Origin of the sequence: Caproicibacter fermentans (genome assembly GCF_014303955.1) — a bacterium.
Classification (GTDB): domain Bacteria; phylum Bacillota; class Clostridia; order Oscillospirales; family Acutalibacteraceae; genus Caproicibacter; species Caproicibacter fermentans.
Map to the genome: position 1 here is coordinate 2621770 of NZ_CP060286.1, position 18166 is coordinate 2639935.

The window sequence follows — 18166 nt, forward strand, 5'->3', positions numbered from 1 at the left end:
TTGGGAAGAAGCCTGAAATACGGCAGTAACATCAATACTGACATTATTTCACCCCCCGCTTATATGGAGCTTTCCATGCAGGAGGCTGCAAAATATGCAATGAGCCCCGTCGATGCAAAGTTTGCAACCACTTGCCAGCCAGGGGATATTTTTGTCGCCGAAAACAATTTGGGCTCCGGCTCAAGCAGAGAAACCGCACCCTTGACGCTGCATATTTTAGGCATACGCACCATTGTGGCAAAATCCTACGCGCGTATTTTTTACCGCAACTGCATTAATCTCGGGATTCTGGCAATCGAGTGCGATGAGACGGAAAAAATATCTTATTTCGATGAATTGGACATTGATTATGAAAATGGAATTATCCTGAATAAAACGACTGGGGAGACATACTCCTGCAATCCCATTCCAGAGCATATCATGGCGCTTGTTCGACAGGGTGGCCTGGTAGGATTTTTAAGACATAAGCTTGCTGCAAAATAAGATTTTGATGTCCTGCTGTAAAATTTGAAACCCCAATTAGGAAAGGAGCTTACTTATGCACTCGGAAATGGAAATGATTCGCTGCGCAATCGTGCGCGGCGGTACCAGCAAGGGAATCTTTTTAATGTCAAACGAACTGCCTGCAGACCCGACTTTGCGGGATAAGGTTATCTTATCCATCTTTGGAAGCCCGGATGTGCGGCAAATTGATGGGCTTGCTGGAGCAGACGTGCTTACCAGCAAACTGGCAATTATTGCGCCCAGCTCTCGGGATGATGCCGATGTGGACTATACCTTTGGTCAGGTCAGCATGGAAAAAAGCTTTGTGGATTACGGAGGAAACTGCGGTAATATTTCTTCTGCCGTGGGCGGATTCGCAATTGATATGGGAATGGTAAAACCCGTGGAACCAATCACAACGGTAAGAATTCATCTGACCAATACAGACCGCATTCTGACGGCGGAGGTTCCTGTTAAAAATGGAAAAGCCGCAGTGGAGGGCGACTATGTCATTGACGGAGTCCCCGGCAGCGGTGCAAAGATCACATTGGACTGGTCAGAAGTGGTCGGTGGGGTTACTAGGAATCTGCTTCCTACCAAAAACGTCAAGGATGTAATCGAAGCAAACGGCAAAGAATATACCGTATCCGTGGTGGATGTGGGAAATGTGGTTGTTTTTGTTCGCGCGGATGAAATGGGTTTGACCGGAACCGAAACTCCGGCACAGATTGAGGCTGACCCGGATCTTATGCGCTTGATCGAAGAGATACGAGGAAAGGTGTGTCAAAAAATTGGGCTTGTGGAGAACTGGCAGGATGCGGCAACACACACACCCTATCAGCCGTTTTTCGCAATGGTCAGCGCGCCTGGTGACTACGACTGCTTCAATGGAGGCCACGTCAAAATGGAGGAGGTCGATATTGTGTCCCGGCTTTTGTTTATGCTGCATGTGCACAAGGCATATCCCATTACCGGTACGGTATGTACAGGCGCTGCGGCCCGAATTCCCGGCAGTGTTGTGCACGACCTGATCTCGGATGTTGCAAAAGAGACTGTCATCCTAAATATCGGGCATCCCTCTGGAGTAATCCCGGTGGAAGCGGCTGGCATGACACAGAACGGTGAGACTCAAATTACAAGGCTTGGCGTGTACCGTACTGCGCGTATGATCATGGATGGATGGGTGTATGTGCGCAAGTCGGTCTTGGATACAGGGCATTAAGTAGAATTAGGATGCGGATGCAACAGTTACAGATTTCCAGAAATCTGGGCAGTACACCTTATTACACACAGTAGGGATGCATTTCTATCGCGCGATGCCTGATTTGAGAATTCCACCTCAAATCGGGCATGGTGCTATTTTACGGGGGAATAGATCGGTTGAAAAGACTTATTGCATTTTTCCACGTGTAAAAAGTTTCCGATATAAGTACCATGCCCATAAGTGGAGTGATCCCATAAAAATGCGGAGCGGAAAAGTCAAGACTGGTAGAGGGATACCATAGAAGTGCACAGGTCTAACACCATCGTTGTTGCCGTCGCGGCCGCATTACGAGGATTTTAAAATTTGTGTCCCTTCCCGCCGAAAGCGGGGGAGGGACATAAGGAAATTGGGATTGTTGCAAAATAGCTTTTTCTAAAAATGTTGCACAAAAAACGCGCTTTGAATGGGCTGAAAAGTCCATTTCAAGGCGCGTTTTCTTGCATTTTGGGCGATTAATTTTTACAATTTGCTATTGCAAATTCGTTTTGCAACACCCCCTTTGTTATACTCTCAGATAGGCTGCCCGTTTTAAGTTTTCAGGCCCGCTGTTTTCGAGCGATTACCTGTTTTTGCGGAGCCGGGCGTACAAAATGAAACAGAGAATGCAGGCGGCAAGAAAAAAGCCGAACAAAAGCCAGAGCAGCGGATTTGGCTGGGAAGCGACAAAAATGGCCGTCGGACCGTCCGCGCCTCCGATGACCGTTTGTCCGCTTTCGGCGGCGTCCCGTCCGTTCAGCCACATCTGAATCCGGAACGCAAAATCGAAAATGACGGCCAGATACAGGCCGGCCGCCGCGGTTAGAACTGCGGAGAGGACGCCGCAGATCAAAAGCGCCTTTTCGGCGGGCGTCCGAACTTTTACGCCGCCGTTTTCCGCGATGAATTCGGCGGCCAGATTTTCCGGTGCGCCCATGGAACGGACAATTTCCCCGGCGGTTTCCCCGCGCTCCAGCCGGGCGCTGAAATCGGAGGCAAGGTCCGCCTCCAGCCGCTTTCTGATTTTTCCGGGCATTCCGGAGCGACGCAGAACCACGGACACCTCTGCTAAATATTGTTTTTCCGTCATTGAGATAAATCCTCCTCGAAAAGTAGTTCGTTTACACTTTCTGAAAACTGTTTCCACACCTCGCAAAGCTGCTCCAGCGTCTCTTCCCCGCGGGGCGTGATGGTGTAGATTTTTTTCGGGCTGCTTCTGTTTTCCCCCCGGCTCCATTTGGAGCGGATCAGGCCGTCGTCCTCCAGCCGGTAAAGAATCGGGTACAGGGTTCCTTCCCTCAGGGTAAAAAAGCGCCCGCTTTTCTGTTCCAGCTCCGTCAGCAGCTCGTAACCGTAAGAAGGACGCCGCTTCATCAGACGGAGAATGATGATTTCCAGCGCGCCTTTTTTCAGTTGGCGCTCATAGCGGTCGTTGATGCAAACCGCCTCCTCATTCCTAAGTGTTTAGTATAACTAAATATAATTATAGAGGATCGTGGCGCCGCTGTCAACGAAAAGATGGCCGCGCCGCATATTCACCCTTGATTCAGACAGAATAAAAGTAATTGAAACGAAAGGGGCAAAGAACATTGACGGTTTCGAAAAAAGAATATAAAACGATGGCGGACAAAGCTTCCCCGCCGACAAAATGGGGTAAAAACATGGTCATGGCCTTTCTGGTCGGCGGCGGCATCTGCGCGCTGGGTCAGGCGTTTCTTCACCTTTACCTGTACTTCGGGCTGGATAAGAAGGGAGCGAGCACCTTCGTTTCCATCACTCTGATTTTCCTCAGCGCGCTGCTGACCGCCCTGCGGATCTACGACAACATCGGCAAGCACGCCGGGGCCGGATCGCTGGTGCCGATCACCGGGTTCGCAAACTCGATCGTTTCGCCCGCGATGGAGTTCAAAAATGAAGGGTATGTGCTGGGCATCGGCGGCAAGATGTTCGTCATAGCCGGGCCGGTGCTGGTTTACGGGATCGCGGCGTCGATTCTGTACGGACTGATCCTGTGGTTCTTCCACTTATATTAACGGGGAGTTGAGCGTATGCCGCAGAAAAAAGGAAAATACACGTTCGAGCTGACGACGACCCCGGCGGTGCTGGGGTACGCGGCGGTCGTCGGAAAAAAAGAGGGCGAGGGCCCCTACGGAAAATACTACGACCAGTGCCACAACGACACGACCTTGGGGGAATCCAGCTGGGAAAAGGCGGAAAGCCGCATGCAGAACGAGGCGGTGAATATCGCGCTGAGAAAGTCAAACCTGAAAAACACGGACATCGACTGTATTTTTGCCGGCGACCTTTTAAATCAGTGCATCTCCTCCACATTCGGGCTGAAAAGCCTGGATATTCCGTTTCTGGGGCAGTTCGGGGCCTGCTCCACCATGGCGCAGACGCTCGGAATCGCCTCGCTGTTTGTCGAGTCCGGCGCGGCCGGACGCGCGGCGGCGGTGACCTCCTCCCACTTCTGCTCGGCGGAGCGCCAGTACCGCTTTCCGCTGGAATACGGCGGCCAGCGCACGCCGACCGCGCAGTGGACCGCGACGGCGGCCGGGTGCGTCCTGCTCGGCAAGCGGCAGGATAATCCCGGGGCCAAAATCGGGCTGAAGGCGGTTACGTTCGGCAGAATCGCCGATTTCGGCATCAAGGACGCGAACAACATGGGCGCGGCGATGGCCCCCGCCGCCGCGCAGACGCTGATGGACTTTTTCAAGGATTCGGAATCGTCGCCGCAGGAATTCGACCTGATTCTGACCGGAGACCTCGGTTTTATCGGCAGCGAGCTTCTCGAGGAGATCCTCGGGAAGGAGGGAATCGACATCAAGCCGGTGCATAACGACTGCGGAATGATGATTTACGACCGGGAAAAGCAGGACGTCCACGCGGGCGGCTCTGGCTGCGGATGCAGCGCGGCCATTCTGTGCTCCGCCATCCTGCAGCAGATGGAGCAGGGCCAGCTTCACAACGTGCTGTTTGTCGGTACCGGCGCGCTGATGTCGCCGACTTCCTCCCAGCAGGGGGAGAGCATCCCGAGCGTCGCGCATCTGGTCTATCTGACGGCGACGTGACGCGGACCCTGCGCAACAAAAGCGGCCGCCCGGCCTGGTTCCAGGCGGGCGGCCGCTTCAAAAGTGAGAGTTAAAGGCTCTTGTTCAAAGACGAGAGATCCAGGCCGTCGCAGCCGTTCAGATAAACGGAAAGCTGCTCCAGAATCCGCTTGACTCCGCCTTTTTGGTCGCTTTCAACATTCAGCGGCATGATCGGGTCGTGGACGCTCAGGCGCAGCAGGAACCATCCGTCCCCGTGTTCGCCGTCCAGCGAGACCCGGATGCCCTCGTAATTGTTCGGGGCCTCGGTCCAGCCGGGCTGCCCGAGGGTGTATTTCCGCAGCCCGGAGATCACGGCTTCGCCGCATTCGCGGAAGTTTTCCTTCCGGATTGGGAAGCGAAGCTCCAGCGCCTCCGCGGGCTCCCGCAGCGGTTCCAGAAGATCGCCGATGGTTTTGCCCTGCGCGCGCAGGCGGGCGGACAAAATGATGATCTTCGTCACCAGATACGCGCCGTCGTCGAGAAAATAATTCTCCCGCATGGCCGCGTGTCCGGAGGTTTCAATCGCGAGCGGGCAGTCGACCCCCTCCGCGTTCAGGCGGACGGCTTCGTTGATGACGTTGCGGTAGCCGCGCTTAAAACGGTGGTGTTTTCCGCCCAGCGTTTTTTCAATGTATTCCGTCAGGCCGCTGGAGGTGACGGAATCGGTGACGACCGTCCCGCCGGGGCAGTTTTCCAGCGCGATGTGGGAGGCGAGCGCCACAAGCCGGTTGCGGTTGATTTCTTCGCCCGCCGCGTCGACGGCCCCGCCGCGGTCCACGTCCGTGTCGAAAATGACGCCGAGGTCCGCCTTCGCGCGAATCACCGCGCCGCAGACGGAACGCATTGCCGTTTCGTTTTCGGGGTTCGGGATATGGTTGGGGAACATGCCGTCGGGTTCCAGAAACTGGCTGCCGGAAACGTCCGCGCCCAGCGGCTCCAGCACGTCGCGCGCGTAAAAGCCGCCCGCGCCGTTTCCGGCGTCGACGACGATGTGAAAGCCGGAAAGGGGCCTGTCGTAGTCGGCGGCGTTCACGCCTTTGCGAATCATGTCGCAAAGATCGGCGCAGTAGCGGCTCATATAATCCGCAGATTCCAGCGCGCCTTTTCCGGGGGCCGGTTTGTCCCCGTTTTGAGCGTGCAGAAGAATCTGTTCAATATCAGGGCCGTCCAGACCGCCGTCCGGCGTAAAAAATTTTAGCCCGTTGCGGTTCCAGGGGTGGTGGCTCGCGGTAATCTGCACGGAGCCGTCGCAGGACAGGCCGCGTGTCACATGGAACATGGACGGCGTGGAGGCAAGCCCGCAGTCCAGCACGTTTACGCCAAAGTCGGTCAGCGCGCCGGAGACGGCGGAGAAAATTCGCTCCGCCGATACGCGGCTGTCGTGTCCGACGGCGACGCGGAGCTCTTTGACCGGTTTGCCCGCGCGCGCGGACAGCCACAGCGCAAAGCCGCCGGCCAGCTTCCCAAGTGTTTCGTCGGTCAGGTTTACCGCCTCGCCGTCAACGCCCTCGCTAGCCACGCCTCGGATGTCCGTTCCGCTTTTCAGCTGTTTCCAGTAGGAATTTAACAAGGTTTTGGCCCCTTTCGTCGGGCCCTGCGCAGCAAGACCCGGGTTCATTTGCTCTCATTATAGAGCCTGCGCGGATATTTGTAAACGGGGGTGAAAGAATGGAACAATTAATCTCGGTGACGGATCTGACAAAAATTTATCGGATGGGCGACAGCGAGGTGTACGCGCTCGCCGGGGTCACGCTCCGCGTGAACCGGGGCGAATTTCTCGCGATCGTCGGACGGTCCGGCAGCGGAAAGTCGACCCTGATGAATATCATCGGATGCCTGGACACGCCCTCTTCCGGGGAATATTATCTCGAGGGCGAAAACGTCGCGGGGCTGAGCGAAAAAAAGCTGACGCGGATTCGCAACCGACGCATCGGGTTCATCTTTCAGAGTTTCAACCTGATCAGCGGGCAGGACGCTCTGGAAAACGTCGAGCTTCCTCTGGTTTACCGCGGAATTCCCAGAGCGGAACGGCGCGCGCTGGCGCAGGAGGCGCTGATCGAGGTCGGGCTGGGCGGCAGAATGCACCACCGCCCGGCGCAGATGAGCGGCGGGCAGCAGCAGCGGGTCGCCATCGCCCGCGCCATCGCGGCAAGGCCGCCGATCCTTCTCGCGGACGAGCCGACCGGCAACCTGGATTCGCGCTCCGGCGGGGAGGTGATGGAGATCCTGCATTCGCTGCACCGAATGGGGCGCACCGTCGTGCTGATCACGCACGACGACCGGATCGCCGAAACGGCCGACCGCGTAGTCCGCATTCAGGACGGGAAAATCGCTTCGGAGGAAAAACGGAATTGACAAACAGCGCCGTCGGGTATAATATGGAAATCAGAAAATTTATATCCGCTCTAGGCGGCGAAAGGAGGCTCGCTCATGTCTTCTCCGGTACAACTGCACGACGTCGATGTCAATTCTTTTTTAAAGGTCCTTGACGACTGCAAGGGCAAAGTGTTCCTGGTAACTGACGAAGGAGACCGGCTCAACCTGAAGAGCAAGCTCAGCCAGCTTGTCGGTCTGACAAGACTGATTGAAGGCGGCAAGATTGCCGAGGCCTTTGTCATGTGCGACGATCCCGAGGACGAGTCAAAGCTGTTTCGTTTCAACCTGTTTGGAAGCGAAGGAAAAGAACCGAAGTAATAAACAGTTACCCCCGGCGAAGCCGGGGGTTCTTCCTATGCGGGCAAAGCCCTGTTTTTGTACGAATGAACTCCCAAAAATGCAAGAAAAAGCGCCTTGAAATGAACTTTTCAGCTCATTCAAAGCGCATTTTCATGCAACATTTTCACCCCTTGCCCCCTCCCGCACACAAAGCGGAGCAGAAATCGAAAGCAATCCGATGCGGAAGGGGGTTGCCTGCTTTCGCTTCGAATTTAGGAATGGGAAGGGTTTGGGGTAGGTTCGACGCGCATTTTCTGCGCAATGCTGAAGCTCTTCTGAACACCCCGGCATAGCCGGGGTTTTTAAAGGGCACAACCAATCAAAACGGCCGGGGCGAACGCCCCGGCCGTTTTTTTCAGGATTAAATATCGTCGTTGAAAAATTTATCCCAGTCGAAATTCTTTTTTTCCCCGTCGACCGCGCGCGCTTGGGAACGGGATGCGTCGTAATCCTTCCGCCGGGCGGCCTCGGGGCGCGCCTGCGGAGGAATGGGCCTTGTGTCGTCCGAATCCGATCCGGCGCTCCGGGCCCGAGGCTCGGACTCCGGTTCTTCCGGGGCGGCATAGGGGCCGGTGCTGTTGGAGCTGATGTCGGTGAATTCCAGGTCGTCAAACTCCTCCGTACCGGCGCCGGACTTTGGGCCGCGCGGGCCCGGGCCGCTGAAAAACTGAAGATAGAGAAAGGCCCCGATGCCGCAGGCGGACAGAACGATCAGCGCGATTCCCACCGGGAACAGCCAGGAGCCGCCACCGCCCTGCGAGGCGGCCGATGATGCCTGGGAAGACGCGGTCCCCGCGGCGGACGCCGCCTGCGAGCCGGTCGAAAGGATGGAATTCCAGTCCTCGGAAGAGAGCACGCCGGGGTCGCTGACGGCCTCTTCCGCACGGGACGCCGCCTGCTCCACTTCCCGCTGATGCGTGTCCACGCTCGCGTAGCTGGAGGGCTTCCGGCTGGATTCGGCGCTCGCCTCCCATTTAGCGGTCAGCGAGATTTCCGAATAGATCTCGAAGGAAGAGGAAACCTTCGCGCCGTTCATGGTCCAGTAGTCGAACAGGTAGCCTTTGCGCGTTGGCACGGCCAGATTCTTTACCTGCGTTCCGGGCTTCACATTGACGACCCTGACCGCGCTGCCGTCGTTGTAATCCAGCTTGACCATAACGGTTTCTTCCTGCGGAGGGACGTCCACGTTCCCGGTCCCGTCCGCGTTAGACGTGACCTGCGATTCGCCGGAGGAAGACGGCGAAGAGGAGGATTCCTGAGACGAGGAAACAGACGACGATTTGTTCACAGCCGACGAAACCGGAGTGGAAGAGTCGTTTTCCGGCGTGATGCCGGCCTGGGCGAACGCGGTCACAGTGAAAAAAACCGCGCTGAAAAGAACGGTAAAAAGGACAATTATGTATTTTTTTGCTCTTTGATTCATATCATGCAAATCCTCTCAACAAAAACTCTTTTCATATTATCATATCCGGGTGTTAAAATACAACTGGAACCGTACAGAAAGAAACAACATTTTTTTCCGGCAGCTCTGAAAAGTTTGAAAAACAGGCCCCGCGGTGTTATAATGACATTTAATTACAAGCATTTGGAGGAGATTATTTCATGGCCGTTTTGATCAGCGCCGACAGCGCCTGCGATTTGTTTCCCGACTTGTACAAGCAGCGCGGGATTACGATTGTTCCACTTTCGATCAATATCGGCGAGGCGTCCTACAAGGATGTTTTTGAAATCGGGCCGGACGAACTTTTCAAGGACTATGAGCGAACCAAACGGCTGCCAAAAACCGCCGCGCCCCCGCCGGTCGATTTCTTTGAGGTGTTCCGAAAAGCCGCCGAAAACGGCGACAGCGTGGTCCACCTTGCCATGAACTCTAAATTTTCCTCGTCCTATCAGAACGCCTGCATTGCGGCCGCAGAATTCGACAACGTCTATGTCGTTAACACCTATACGTTAAGCTCCGCGCAGGGATTATTGGTTCTGCGCGCGGCGGATATGCGCGACGCGGGATGCTCCGCGAAAGAAATTTATGAGCAGATGGAAAAGGATAAACAGCGCGTGAGGACCTATGTTCTTCTGGACACGCTGGAATTTGCCTACCGGGGAGGGCGGGCGACCATGCTGCAGATGTTCGGCGCGAATCTTTTAAAGCTGCGCCCCTGCCTGCTCCTTGACAATCAGGGCGTTTTGTCCGTCTGTAAAAAATTCCGGGGCAATTTTCAGCAGGTGTGCCGGGAATACGCCCGGTTTGTTCTGTCGCAGCCGAATCCGGACGGCGAGCGCGCGTTTGTTTCCACCACCGGAATGGACCGCAAGCTGTTCGATGAAATCGTGGGGATCGTGAAGGACAGCGGCAAATTCCGGGAAGTCATGACTTCCCGGGCCGGTTGCTCCATGACGACCCACACCGGGCCGAATACGCTCGTGATTTTCTATCTGGAAAAATAAAGGCCGCGGCCGCAAGAGGGGATGAACCGCATGAAACCGATGCAGACCCGCAGGCTTTTGCTGCGGCCCTGGTGCATGGAAGACCTTGAGGATTTTTACGCGTATGCGAAGGACCCCGAGATCGGGCCGAACGCGGGCTGGAAACCCCATTCCTCGCTCGACGAAAGCCGAGAAATCCTGAAAAGCTTTGTAGGCAACGAGGAAGTCAACGCGGTCGTCCTGCGGGAAAACGGAAGGGCGGTCGGCTCGCTGGGGCTGCACCCCGACCGCCTTTCGCATGAGGGCATGGGCCCCCGCCGGGAGGTCGGCTATGTGCTGGCGCGGGAGTGCTGGGGCCGGGGGCTGATGACGGAGGCCGTGAAACGGGCACAGCGGTACGCGTTTGAGGAAATGGGGCTTGCGCTGCTTTCGGTGGCGCATTTTCCGTTCAATACCCGGTCGGAACGCGTGATTGCAAAAAGCGGATTCCGCTACGAAAAGACGCTTCAGGGCTCTTACATAGATTACCGCGGCGTGAAGATGGACGAAGTCTGCTACCTGATGACGCGGGAAGAGTATTTTACCCGCCGGGACCGGGCGAACGGCCTTTTCTGCCGCCCAGGCCTGACGGAGGAGGAGGCGAGGGCCGTCTGCTCCTGGCGTTACGCGGGCGAGTACGCCCGCTACGATATGCCGGAGTGGGACGCCGCCGTCGCCGGCGGATGGGCGATTACCAAACCGGAAGTCCGGGAATCCCAATACTGGGCGGTTCTGGATTCCGCCGGGGAGCTGTACGCCTTTTTCCGCTTCCGGGAAACCGAATCCGGCATGACGGTCGGCCTTGGCGTGAACCCGGAGTCCTGCGGAAACGGGAGCGGGCGGCAAGTCATGGAGCTGATTCTGGACAGCTTCCGGCAGAAGTACCCCGGCATGCCGCTGGAGCTGGACGTGCAGGACTGGAACCGGCGCGCCGTCTCCTGCTATGAAAGCGCCGGATTTGTCATTGCGGACCACCATTTCATGAAGACGCATCTGGGCGAGGCGATGTATTACCGCATGCGGTATACGCCGGGCGAGAGATAGATAGAAAGAAATAAGCCGGTCTTAAACGGGAAACATCCCGCCCGAAGACCGGCTCTCTTTTTATTCTTTTTCGTTTTCGGCGATGACGTCCTTCGTGAGCGCTTCCAGCTCCGTCATCGTGCAGAGCAGCGACCCGCGGCGGCGGAATTCTGCGGCGCCCCGCAGGCCCTTCAGGTACCAGCCGACGTGCTTCCTCGCCTCGTTCATCGCGCGGCGCTCGTCCTTGTAGCGGCACATCAGCTCCGCCTGCCGCAGCAGGACGAGCATTTTTTCAGAAACGCCGGGCGGGGGCAGAATGCGGCAGGATTCCGTCAGATACGCGTTGATTTCCCGGAAGACCCACGGGTTGCCGAGCGCGCCGCGCCCGACCATCACGCCGTCGCAGCCGGTCTGCTCCAGCATCAGGGCGGCGGATTGAGCCCCCGTCACGTCGCCGTTGCCGAGGACCGGGATGGAAACGGCCTCTTTGACCGCCTTGATGACGCCCCAGTCGGGGTTCGGGGCGTACATCTGGCTGCGGGTCCGCGCGTGAACCGTCACGGCGGCGGCCCCGGCCTGCTCGCAGATTTTTGCCACCTCGACGGCGTTTCTGCTTTTCTCGTCCCATCCCGCGCGCATTTTGACCGTGACCGGTACGGGGACGGCGGCTTTCACCGCCGCGACGATCTCGCCGCAGAGCGCGGGGTCTTTCATCAGCGCGCTGCCCGCGCCGGGGCCGGTGATCTTCGGGGCGGGGCAGCCCATGTTGAGGTCGATGGCGTCGGGGGCAAAGTCCATCGCACGCTTCGCGCCCTCCGCCATCACGTCCGGCTCGCTGCCGAACAGCTGAATCGCGCCCGGGCGGGCGTCGGAACCCAGCTCCATTAATTCCGGCGTTTTTTTATCGTTGAATTGAAGCGCTTTGGCACTGACCATTTCGCTTGTCGTCATCGCCGCGCCGAACGAGGCGCAGATTTCGCGGAACGCGCGGTCGCCCGCGCCCGCCATCGGCGCCAGCACCGCCCGGCCCGAAAGCTCGACCGTGCCGATCTTGATCGTATCCATAAAAACATCCTTTGATTCTGATAGCAGTCCCTGTTCAGGGCTACGGTTATTATATCGCTTGCCCTCACCTTTGTACAGCGGCGGAGCAAAGGGAACATTTTCAACAGCCCGAGGTGAAAAAGTTGAAAACTCTGTTTTCTCTTCATCGCGATGACTAAAAAATGATTACGAATAATTATGTTCGGTTGACATAATTTCTTTATTGTTCTAAGATAAATAAAGATAATGAAATATTTGGGAGGGATCTGTTTTGCATGGCCAAAACGCTTGCCGTTACACCACAAAGCGTACAAAAATCCGTGGGATTGCTTTTCTGGCAGCGCTTGTGATACCTTTTTTCGTTTCATCCTGCGGCCCTTTTCAAAGCCGTGCGGAGGATCCGAATTGGTACAAGACGCACACGACGATTACATCGGTCGACGAAGCGGCAAAGTTATTTGGCGGCGACCTGCTGCTTGACAAATTGGTGTTAAAACAGGAAAATCCCAAACCGTATACGGAGTTCATCCTCGAATACGCGGATGAGAACAGTAAAAGCATAAACGACCGTAAGACGTGGAGAATACTTTCCGCTCAGGTGCTTTATGGAGGAGAGCGGTTTGATGTTGAAGACGATTATATCAATCTGACTATCTTTTTCCAGGAGAATGATCCGAGTTTGGTCGGCTCTGCGCGATATCCGGACGACGGGTTTGAAGCTCAGCTAAGGGGTAGCAAGGCGGCCAAGACAATCGGAGGCATCGCCGTGAAGTATCGGGAATATAAAAGCAGAGATTTTAAGTATTCCTTCTGTTCGGAATTCAAATATCTGGGATATACCTATTTCCTGGAATCTTATTCCAAACAGAATCCGAATTTATCCTGGGACACCCTGAACCAGATGCTTTGTTCGTAAGGTGCGCCTTAACCCTAATTATTTCTTATTTTCAGTTTGTCCTCAGGCCGGACAGGCCCCTACTTTCGTCCTCAAACGAAAGTAGGCAAAGGTTGAGTAGGGGGGGACTTCAACTTCCCGTCGAGGAAGGTACCTAACCGTCCCCCCTACACCCCCGGCACCTGTCAAGGAGCCCGCTCCAATTCTCCAGTGTAGTGCTTTTCATTGACGGTCCCATTCTTTCCCTGCGTGCTTAGTTAGAAAGCGTACAGGGAATCGATAGTTTGAAAGCAATCTTTTTCAAAGCTGAGTGATATATTACGTAAGCTTGAGTCAAGGCAAGCTAACGAATTGCTGTTTCCCTAAAATGAAGCAGTGGCTTTCACTTCGGAGCCCCCGTCGTCAATGAGAAGCAGTGGGCTTTAAGAACATTGCTTTTGCCCTTTGACAGGTGCCGGGGGGCGTCGGGGGGGACGGTTGGAGCCCTCCCTACGGGAGTTTGAAGTCCCCACCGACCCGTACTTTGCATACTTTCGTACGGGACCGAAAGTATGGGCCCGCACGGCCTGAGTGCAAGGTAAATCAATAGAAATATTTTGGGTTAAGGGGCACTTGGCCCCAAGATAAAATAGCACAGTACAAAAACGTCCTAGCATTGCCTGAAATTGATTGCTCGATAATGAGCTTTTCCGAAGATGAGCGATTTGAAATACCTACGGCTTAAGTCAAGGCAAGCTAACGAATTGCAGTTTGCCAAAAAAAGAGCAGTGGCTTTCACTTCGGAGCCCCCGTCGTCAATGAGAAGCAGAATGCTTTAAGAACATTGCCTTTCCCTTTGACAGGTGTCGGGGGGCGTCGGGGGGGACGGTTGGAGCCCTCCCTACGGGAGTTTGAAGTCCCCCCCCGACCCGTACTTTGCATACTTTCGTACGGGACCGAAAGTATGGGCCCGTCCGGCCTGAGGACAGAGAGAAAATTAGAAAAAATAAGGGTTAAGGGGCACTTTGCCCCAGTTTAGAAAATATTTCTTCTCGTGGCTACGAAAACCGCTTTGCGTTCCTATGCGGCCTGAAGCACAAAGAGAAAACAAGAAGAAATAGGGGTTAAGGGGCACTTGGCCCCAAATAAAAATTAGAATTTCTTCGCCGTCGCTGCCTGAAAGCCGCATTTTAACTCGTAAGCGTACAGATGAAAAGAAAAGAATAAAAAAGTGAAGACAAAAATAAGAAAAAAAGAATTTAAGTTGAAATTTATGGAAAGAAGCGGTATACTGTTTCTTGTAAGGCACATAAAAAAGTGCAAAGCAGGGACAAGGTGGTGAGACACCTCGCCCCCTGCATACGGAGAGTAGGCTCCATACACAGCGGTAAAACCGCGCATTTGCAGGTAATATTATACCTCATTCCCCCTGTTTTGTACAGAGCGGGAAAAAGGGGCGAAAAAAATTCCTGCTTTTCACGCGCGCCGGTGTATGGAATGAAAATTCCGTACCGGTGCTTTTTTGTGCCCTGTATCGGGCGAAACGCCCGCTCCCGCGTATTTTTCGGCACGGAACCCGGAAATTTCGTGCCGCCATTCTCTCCGCGGGGGCGGGAGCACGCCGCCCGGTACCGGCGGCTTTTCCGTTTTGAGAGGCGGGAAAGTGCAAAGCAAAACGCGTGAAAAGGAGTTCTTTCAATCAGGCACGCTCTTCTCGAGTTCACCCTCTTGGAGTGTGCCGCAGGCAACATGGCTCTCCGTCCTTTTGAAACGGCGGGGCCGCCGACACTGGGCCGCGTGGGTGATTCAGCACTCACGCGGCCTTTCTTTACGATGAAGGGCAGATACTCTATAGATAATCGCGGCGCTTTATTTATGCTATACTAAAAATAAATCTTTGAACAGCGAAATCATCTGCTGAGAGTCGGCCTTGGGGGCGGTGGGGATGAAAAGAAGGGAGTTTGGCATGGGCAATCGAATCATAAATGCTTAAAAAACCATTCTCTTACAATTATCAATGCTCTGTTGTTCTTTTCCCTGTTTACATCCCCCTGGCTGCTGGCCGCGGCTTGCCTGCTGGGCCTTTTGCAGGTTTTTGTCCAATGGAGGTCGCACGACCCGTCCCATTATAAGAGCACTTATGTCATGCTGATATTCGTCTACGGCGGTCTGCTCCTTGCGTGGATTTTTAGCTATGTGACTGCAAGTCGGAAGTATCTTTTTTGAATCGGAGTGAGGACGAAAGGAGGAGCAGCGATGGAACCAACGAAACCTATAAAAAATCCGTCTATCGGCAAAGCAGCCGCGTCCCTTGTTTTCGGCGTGATTGCAATCATATGCGCGTTTTTGGGTTTGGGAGCCTTCCTTGGCGTTATCCTTGGCTTGATTGGATTCATTCTTGGGCGAAAAGCGCAAAAGGAATCTCCGTCCGTTCTGGCGCGGGCGGGAATCATGATCACGATTTTAGCAATTGTTATTTGCGGGATTGGCATTTGGAACCTGCGCGGCGTTGGAGTGGCCGTCGCGTGGCAGTAAAATTGTAGCCGGAAAGAAACAAACCGCCTTTTCTCCGGGCGGTTTGTTTCTTTTCTCATCGTTGAGAATAACCCTTAATTTTTCCCCGGGAACGTGATATAATACTTCCATAACTTGTATCCGGGGGAAAAGCGATGAAATTACTGGTACTGGACGGCAACAGCATTCTGAACCGGGCGTTCTACGGCGTGCGGCTCCTGACGACGAAAGAGGGGCTGTTTACCAATGGAATCTACGGCTTTCTGACCATCCTGCAAAAAATGAACGCGGAAACTTCCCCCGATGCGGTCGCGGTCGCATTCGACCTGCGCGCGCCGACCTTTCGGCACAAAGAATACGCGGGCTACAAGGCGAACCGCAAGGGGATGCCGGAGGAGCTTGCCCAGCAGCTGCCGACGCTAAAGGAGCTTCTGGTGCTGCTCGGGTATCATCTGGTGGAATGCGAGGGCTTCGAGGCGGACGACATCCTCGGCACCCTCGCGCACCAATGCGAAAAAACGGGCGACGAGTGCGTCCTTGCGACGGGGGACCGCGACAGCCTGCAGCTGGTCGGGCCGCATGTCACGGTCCGCCTTGCCTCCACAAAAATGGGGCAGCCGCAGGTCACACTTTACGACGAAGCGAAAATCAAAGAGGATTACGGCGTGACCCCGAGGGAAATGATCGAGATCAAGGCGATTCAGGGTGATACCTCCGACTGCATCCCGGGCGTCGCCGGAATCGGGCCGAAGGGCGCGGGGCAGCTGGTTCAGGCCTACCATAATATCGATTACATCTATGCGCATCTGGACGAGCTGGAAATCAAGGACGGGATGCGGAAAAAGCTGGAGGCCGGCAAGGACAGCGCGTTTTTGAGCCGTCACCTCGGAACCATCCGAACCGACGCGCCGATCGACACAAACCTGAAAAACTATGTTCCCGTTCCCGGCGACCGCGCGGGCGCGGCGCGGCTGATGACGAAGCTGGAGTTTTTCTCGCTGATTGAGAAAATGGGCCTGGACGTGCCGGAGCCGGAGGAGGTTCGTCAGGAGCAGGCCGTGACGGTCGCGGAGCATACGGACCCGGCGGAGCTGCTGAACGCCGCGCGAAAAGCCGGGCGGGCGGACTTTATCGCGGAAACGGAGGACGGGGCGCTGCGCGTGCTTTGGAACCGGGACGGCGTACTCCATACCGTGGAAGACGCGGACACCCTGCGCGCGCTGTTTTCGGACGAATCCGTCCGGAAGAACACCCACAACGTCAAGCCGCTTTGTTCCAGACTGCTGAAGGACGGCGTGCGGCTGGCCGGGCCGGTGTTCGACACCCTTCTGGCCGCGTACCTGCTGAACCCGTCGGCCTCCGGGTACGAGCCGGCGCGGCTCGCGAGGGAGTACGGCGCGCCGGAACCTGCAGGGGAACTGACGGAAGCGCAGACGGCCGCCGCGCTGATGCCCGGCCTTGCGGACCGGCTTGCGGAAAAAATCGCCGAAAATTCCCAGACGGAGCTGCTCGACCGCATCGAGATTCCGCTGGCGAAGGTGCTTGCGGATATGGAAAACACCGGCTTCGCGGTGGACGAGGACGGAATCCGCGGGTTCGGCGAAAAGCTGGAGCACCGCATCACGGAGCTGCAGCGGCAGGTTTATGAATCCGTCGGGTACGAATTCAATATCAATTCGCCGAAGCAGCTTGGAGACGCGCTGTTTGAAAAGCTGGGCCTTCCGCACGGCAAAAAGACGAAGACCGGCTGGTCGACCGGAGCGGAAACGCTGGAAAAGCTGCGGTACGACCACCCGGCGGTCGAGATGGTGCTCGATTACCGCGCGCTTGCAAAGCTGAAATCCACCTACTGCGACGGCCTTTTAAAGGTCATCGGGCCGGACGGCAGGATTCATTCCAGCTTTAACCAGACCGAAACGCGCACGGGGCGTATCAGCTCCACGGAGCCGAACCTGCAGAATATCCCCGTTCGCACGGAGCTCGGGCGCGAAATGCGCCGCTTTTTCCGCGCCCGCCCCGGCTGGGTGCTGGTGGACGCGGACTATTCGCAGATCGAGCTGCGGGTGCTCGCGCATGTGGCGAACGACGAAAATATGATCCATGCCTTTCTGAATGACAACGACATTCACCGCAGCACGGCCGCACAGGTGTTCCATATGCCGGAGGAGCTGGTCACCCCGCTGATGCGCAGCCGGGCGAAGGCCGTCAATTTCGGAATCGTGTACGGCATCGGCGCGTTTTCGCTGTCCAAAAACATCCATGTTTCCGTCGCGGAGGCGAAGCGTTACATTACGGATTACCTCGCGAATTTTTCCGGCGTGGATTCCTACATGGAGCGCGTTGTGGAAAAAGCAAAGGAAGACGGCTACGTGCAGACGCTGTTCGGGCGGCGGAGGTATCTGCCCGAGCTGAAATCGTCGAATCACAATCTGCGCGCGTTCGGGGAGCGCGTGGCGCGGAACATGCCGATTCAGGGCACGGCGGCGGACATCATCAAAATCGCGATGATCCGCGTGCGGGACCGCCTGGAACGCGAACAGATGAAGTCGAAGCTCATTTTGCAGGTGCACGATGAACTGATCGTCGAAGCCCCCAATGAGGAGGCGGACCGTGCCGCCTCGCTGCTGACCGAGGAAATGCAGAACGCCGTGTCGCTTTCCGTTCCGATGATCGCGGAAGCGAAGACCGGGGAGACCTGGTATGAGGCGAAGGCGTAGC

At 55.9% G+C, this 18166-nt stretch carries 16 protein-coding genes; 11 read left to right on the forward strand and 5 right to left on the reverse strand.

The window, feature by feature from the left end; translation table 11 throughout:
• A complete protein-coding gene (locus HCR03_RS12960; protein ID WP_228724963.1) occupies positions 1-483 on the forward strand; it encodes a LeuD/DmdB family oxidoreductase small subunit in 483 nt (160 codons plus the stop codon).
• A gap of 55 nt (positions 484-538) precedes the next feature.
• Positions 539-1705, forward strand: a complete 1167-nt coding sequence (locus HCR03_RS12965) for a 2-methylaconitate cis-trans isomerase PrpF family protein (RefSeq protein ID WP_187034581.1) — start codon at positions 539-541, stop codon at positions 1703-1705.
• Between the two features lie 601 nt (positions 1706-2306).
• Here HCR03_RS12965 and HCR03_RS12970 read toward each other — a convergent pair.
• Entirely contained in the window at positions 2307-2813 is a 507-nt protein-coding gene (locus HCR03_RS12970) for a DUF1700 domain-containing protein (RefSeq protein ID WP_066646792.1), read from the reverse strand.
• Positions 2810-3097 carry a PadR family transcriptional regulator gene (locus HCR03_RS12975; RefSeq protein ID WP_156991051.1) on the reverse strand — a complete coding sequence of 96 codons (288 nt, stop codon included), beginning with the start codon at positions 3095-3097 and terminating at the stop codon, positions 2810-2812. The genes HCR03_RS12970 and HCR03_RS12975 overlap by 4 nt, the downstream gene beginning before the upstream one ends.
• Positions 3098-3342: 245 nt before the next feature.
• Between HCR03_RS12975 and spoVAC the strand changes: the two genes are divergently transcribed.
• Positions 3343-3756 (forward strand): stage V sporulation protein AC, encoded by a 414-nt coding sequence (gene spoVAC / locus HCR03_RS12980; protein ID WP_083210153.1) that lies wholly within the window; start codon positions 3343-3345, stop codon positions 3754-3756.
• 15 nt (positions 3757-3771) lie between these two features.
• Positions 3772-4794, forward strand: a complete 1023-nt coding sequence (spoVAD, locus tag HCR03_RS12985) for a stage V sporulation protein AD (protein ID WP_066646785.1) — start codon at positions 3772-3774, stop codon at positions 4792-4794.
• 70 nt (positions 4795-4864) lie between these two features.
• Here the strand turns inward: spoVAD and HCR03_RS12990 are convergent, their stop codons facing one another.
• Positions 4865-6385: a phosphohexomutase domain-containing protein gene (locus HCR03_RS12990; RefSeq protein WP_066647100.1), complete on the reverse strand. Its 1521-nt coding sequence runs from the start codon at positions 6383-6385 to the stop codon at positions 4865-4867.
• 98 nt (positions 6386-6483) lie between these two features.
• Between HCR03_RS12990 and HCR03_RS12995 the strand changes: the two genes are divergently transcribed.
• Both HCR03_RS12995 and HCR03_RS13000 read left to right on the forward strand, forming a co-directional pair.
• A complete protein-coding gene (locus HCR03_RS12995; protein WP_187034584.1) occupies positions 6484-7170 on the forward strand; it encodes an ABC transporter ATP-binding protein in 687 nt (228 codons plus the stop codon).
• A gap of 75 nt (positions 7171-7245) precedes the next feature.
• Positions 7246-7509 carry a hypothetical protein gene (locus HCR03_RS13000; RefSeq protein ID WP_066646781.1) on the forward strand — a complete coding sequence of 88 codons (264 nt, stop codon included), beginning with the start codon at positions 7246-7248 and terminating at the stop codon, positions 7507-7509.
• 382 nt (positions 7510-7891) lie between these two features.
• Here the strand turns inward: HCR03_RS13000 and HCR03_RS13005 are convergent, their stop codons facing one another.
• Positions 7892-8953 (reverse strand): InlB B-repeat-containing protein, encoded by a 1062-nt coding sequence (locus tag HCR03_RS13005; protein WP_187034586.1) that lies wholly within the window; start codon positions 8951-8953, stop codon positions 7892-7894.
• A 179-nt stretch (positions 8954-9132) separates the two neighbouring features.
• Here HCR03_RS13005 and HCR03_RS13010 point away from each other — a divergent pair, with 179 nt between their 5' ends.
• Positions 9133-9975, forward strand: a complete 843-nt coding sequence (locus HCR03_RS13010; RefSeq protein ID WP_066646776.1) for a DegV family protein — start codon at positions 9133-9135, stop codon at positions 9973-9975.
• Positions 9976-10005: 30 nt separating this feature from the next.
• Positions 10006-11037 (forward strand): GNAT family N-acetyltransferase, encoded by a 1032-nt coding sequence (locus HCR03_RS13015; protein ID WP_187034588.1) that lies wholly within the window; start codon positions 10006-10008, stop codon positions 11035-11037.
• Between the two features lie 60 nt (positions 11038-11097).
• Here the strand turns inward: HCR03_RS13015 and dusB are convergent, their stop codons facing one another.
• Complete coding sequence (gene dusB / locus HCR03_RS13020) at positions 11098-12081, reverse strand: tRNA dihydrouridine synthase DusB (RefSeq protein WP_187034590.1); 984 nt, start codon at positions 12079-12081, stop codon at positions 11098-11100.
• A 250-nt stretch (positions 12082-12331) separates the two neighbouring features.
• Here dusB and HCR03_RS13025 point away from each other — a divergent pair, with 250 nt between their 5' ends.
• The 3 genes from HCR03_RS13025 to polA all read left to right on the forward strand — a co-directional run bounded on the left by HCR03_RS13025 (position 12332) and on the right by polA (position 18165).
• Entirely contained in the window at positions 12332-12976 is a 645-nt protein-coding gene (locus HCR03_RS13025; RefSeq protein WP_187034592.1) for a hypothetical protein, read from the forward strand.
• 2214 nt (positions 12977-15190) lie between these two features.
• The gene (locus HCR03_RS13030) at positions 15191-15469 is read left to right on the forward strand and encodes a hypothetical protein (protein WP_187034594.1); all 279 of its coding nucleotides are present in this window, start codon (positions 15191-15193) and stop codon (positions 15467-15469) included.
• 134 nt (positions 15470-15603) lie between these two features.
• Positions 15604-18165 carry a DNA polymerase I gene (polA, locus tag HCR03_RS13035; protein ID WP_187034596.1) on the forward strand — a complete coding sequence of 854 codons (2562 nt, stop codon included), beginning with the start codon at positions 15604-15606 and terminating at the stop codon, positions 18163-18165.
• Position 18166 lies beyond the last annotated feature (1 nt).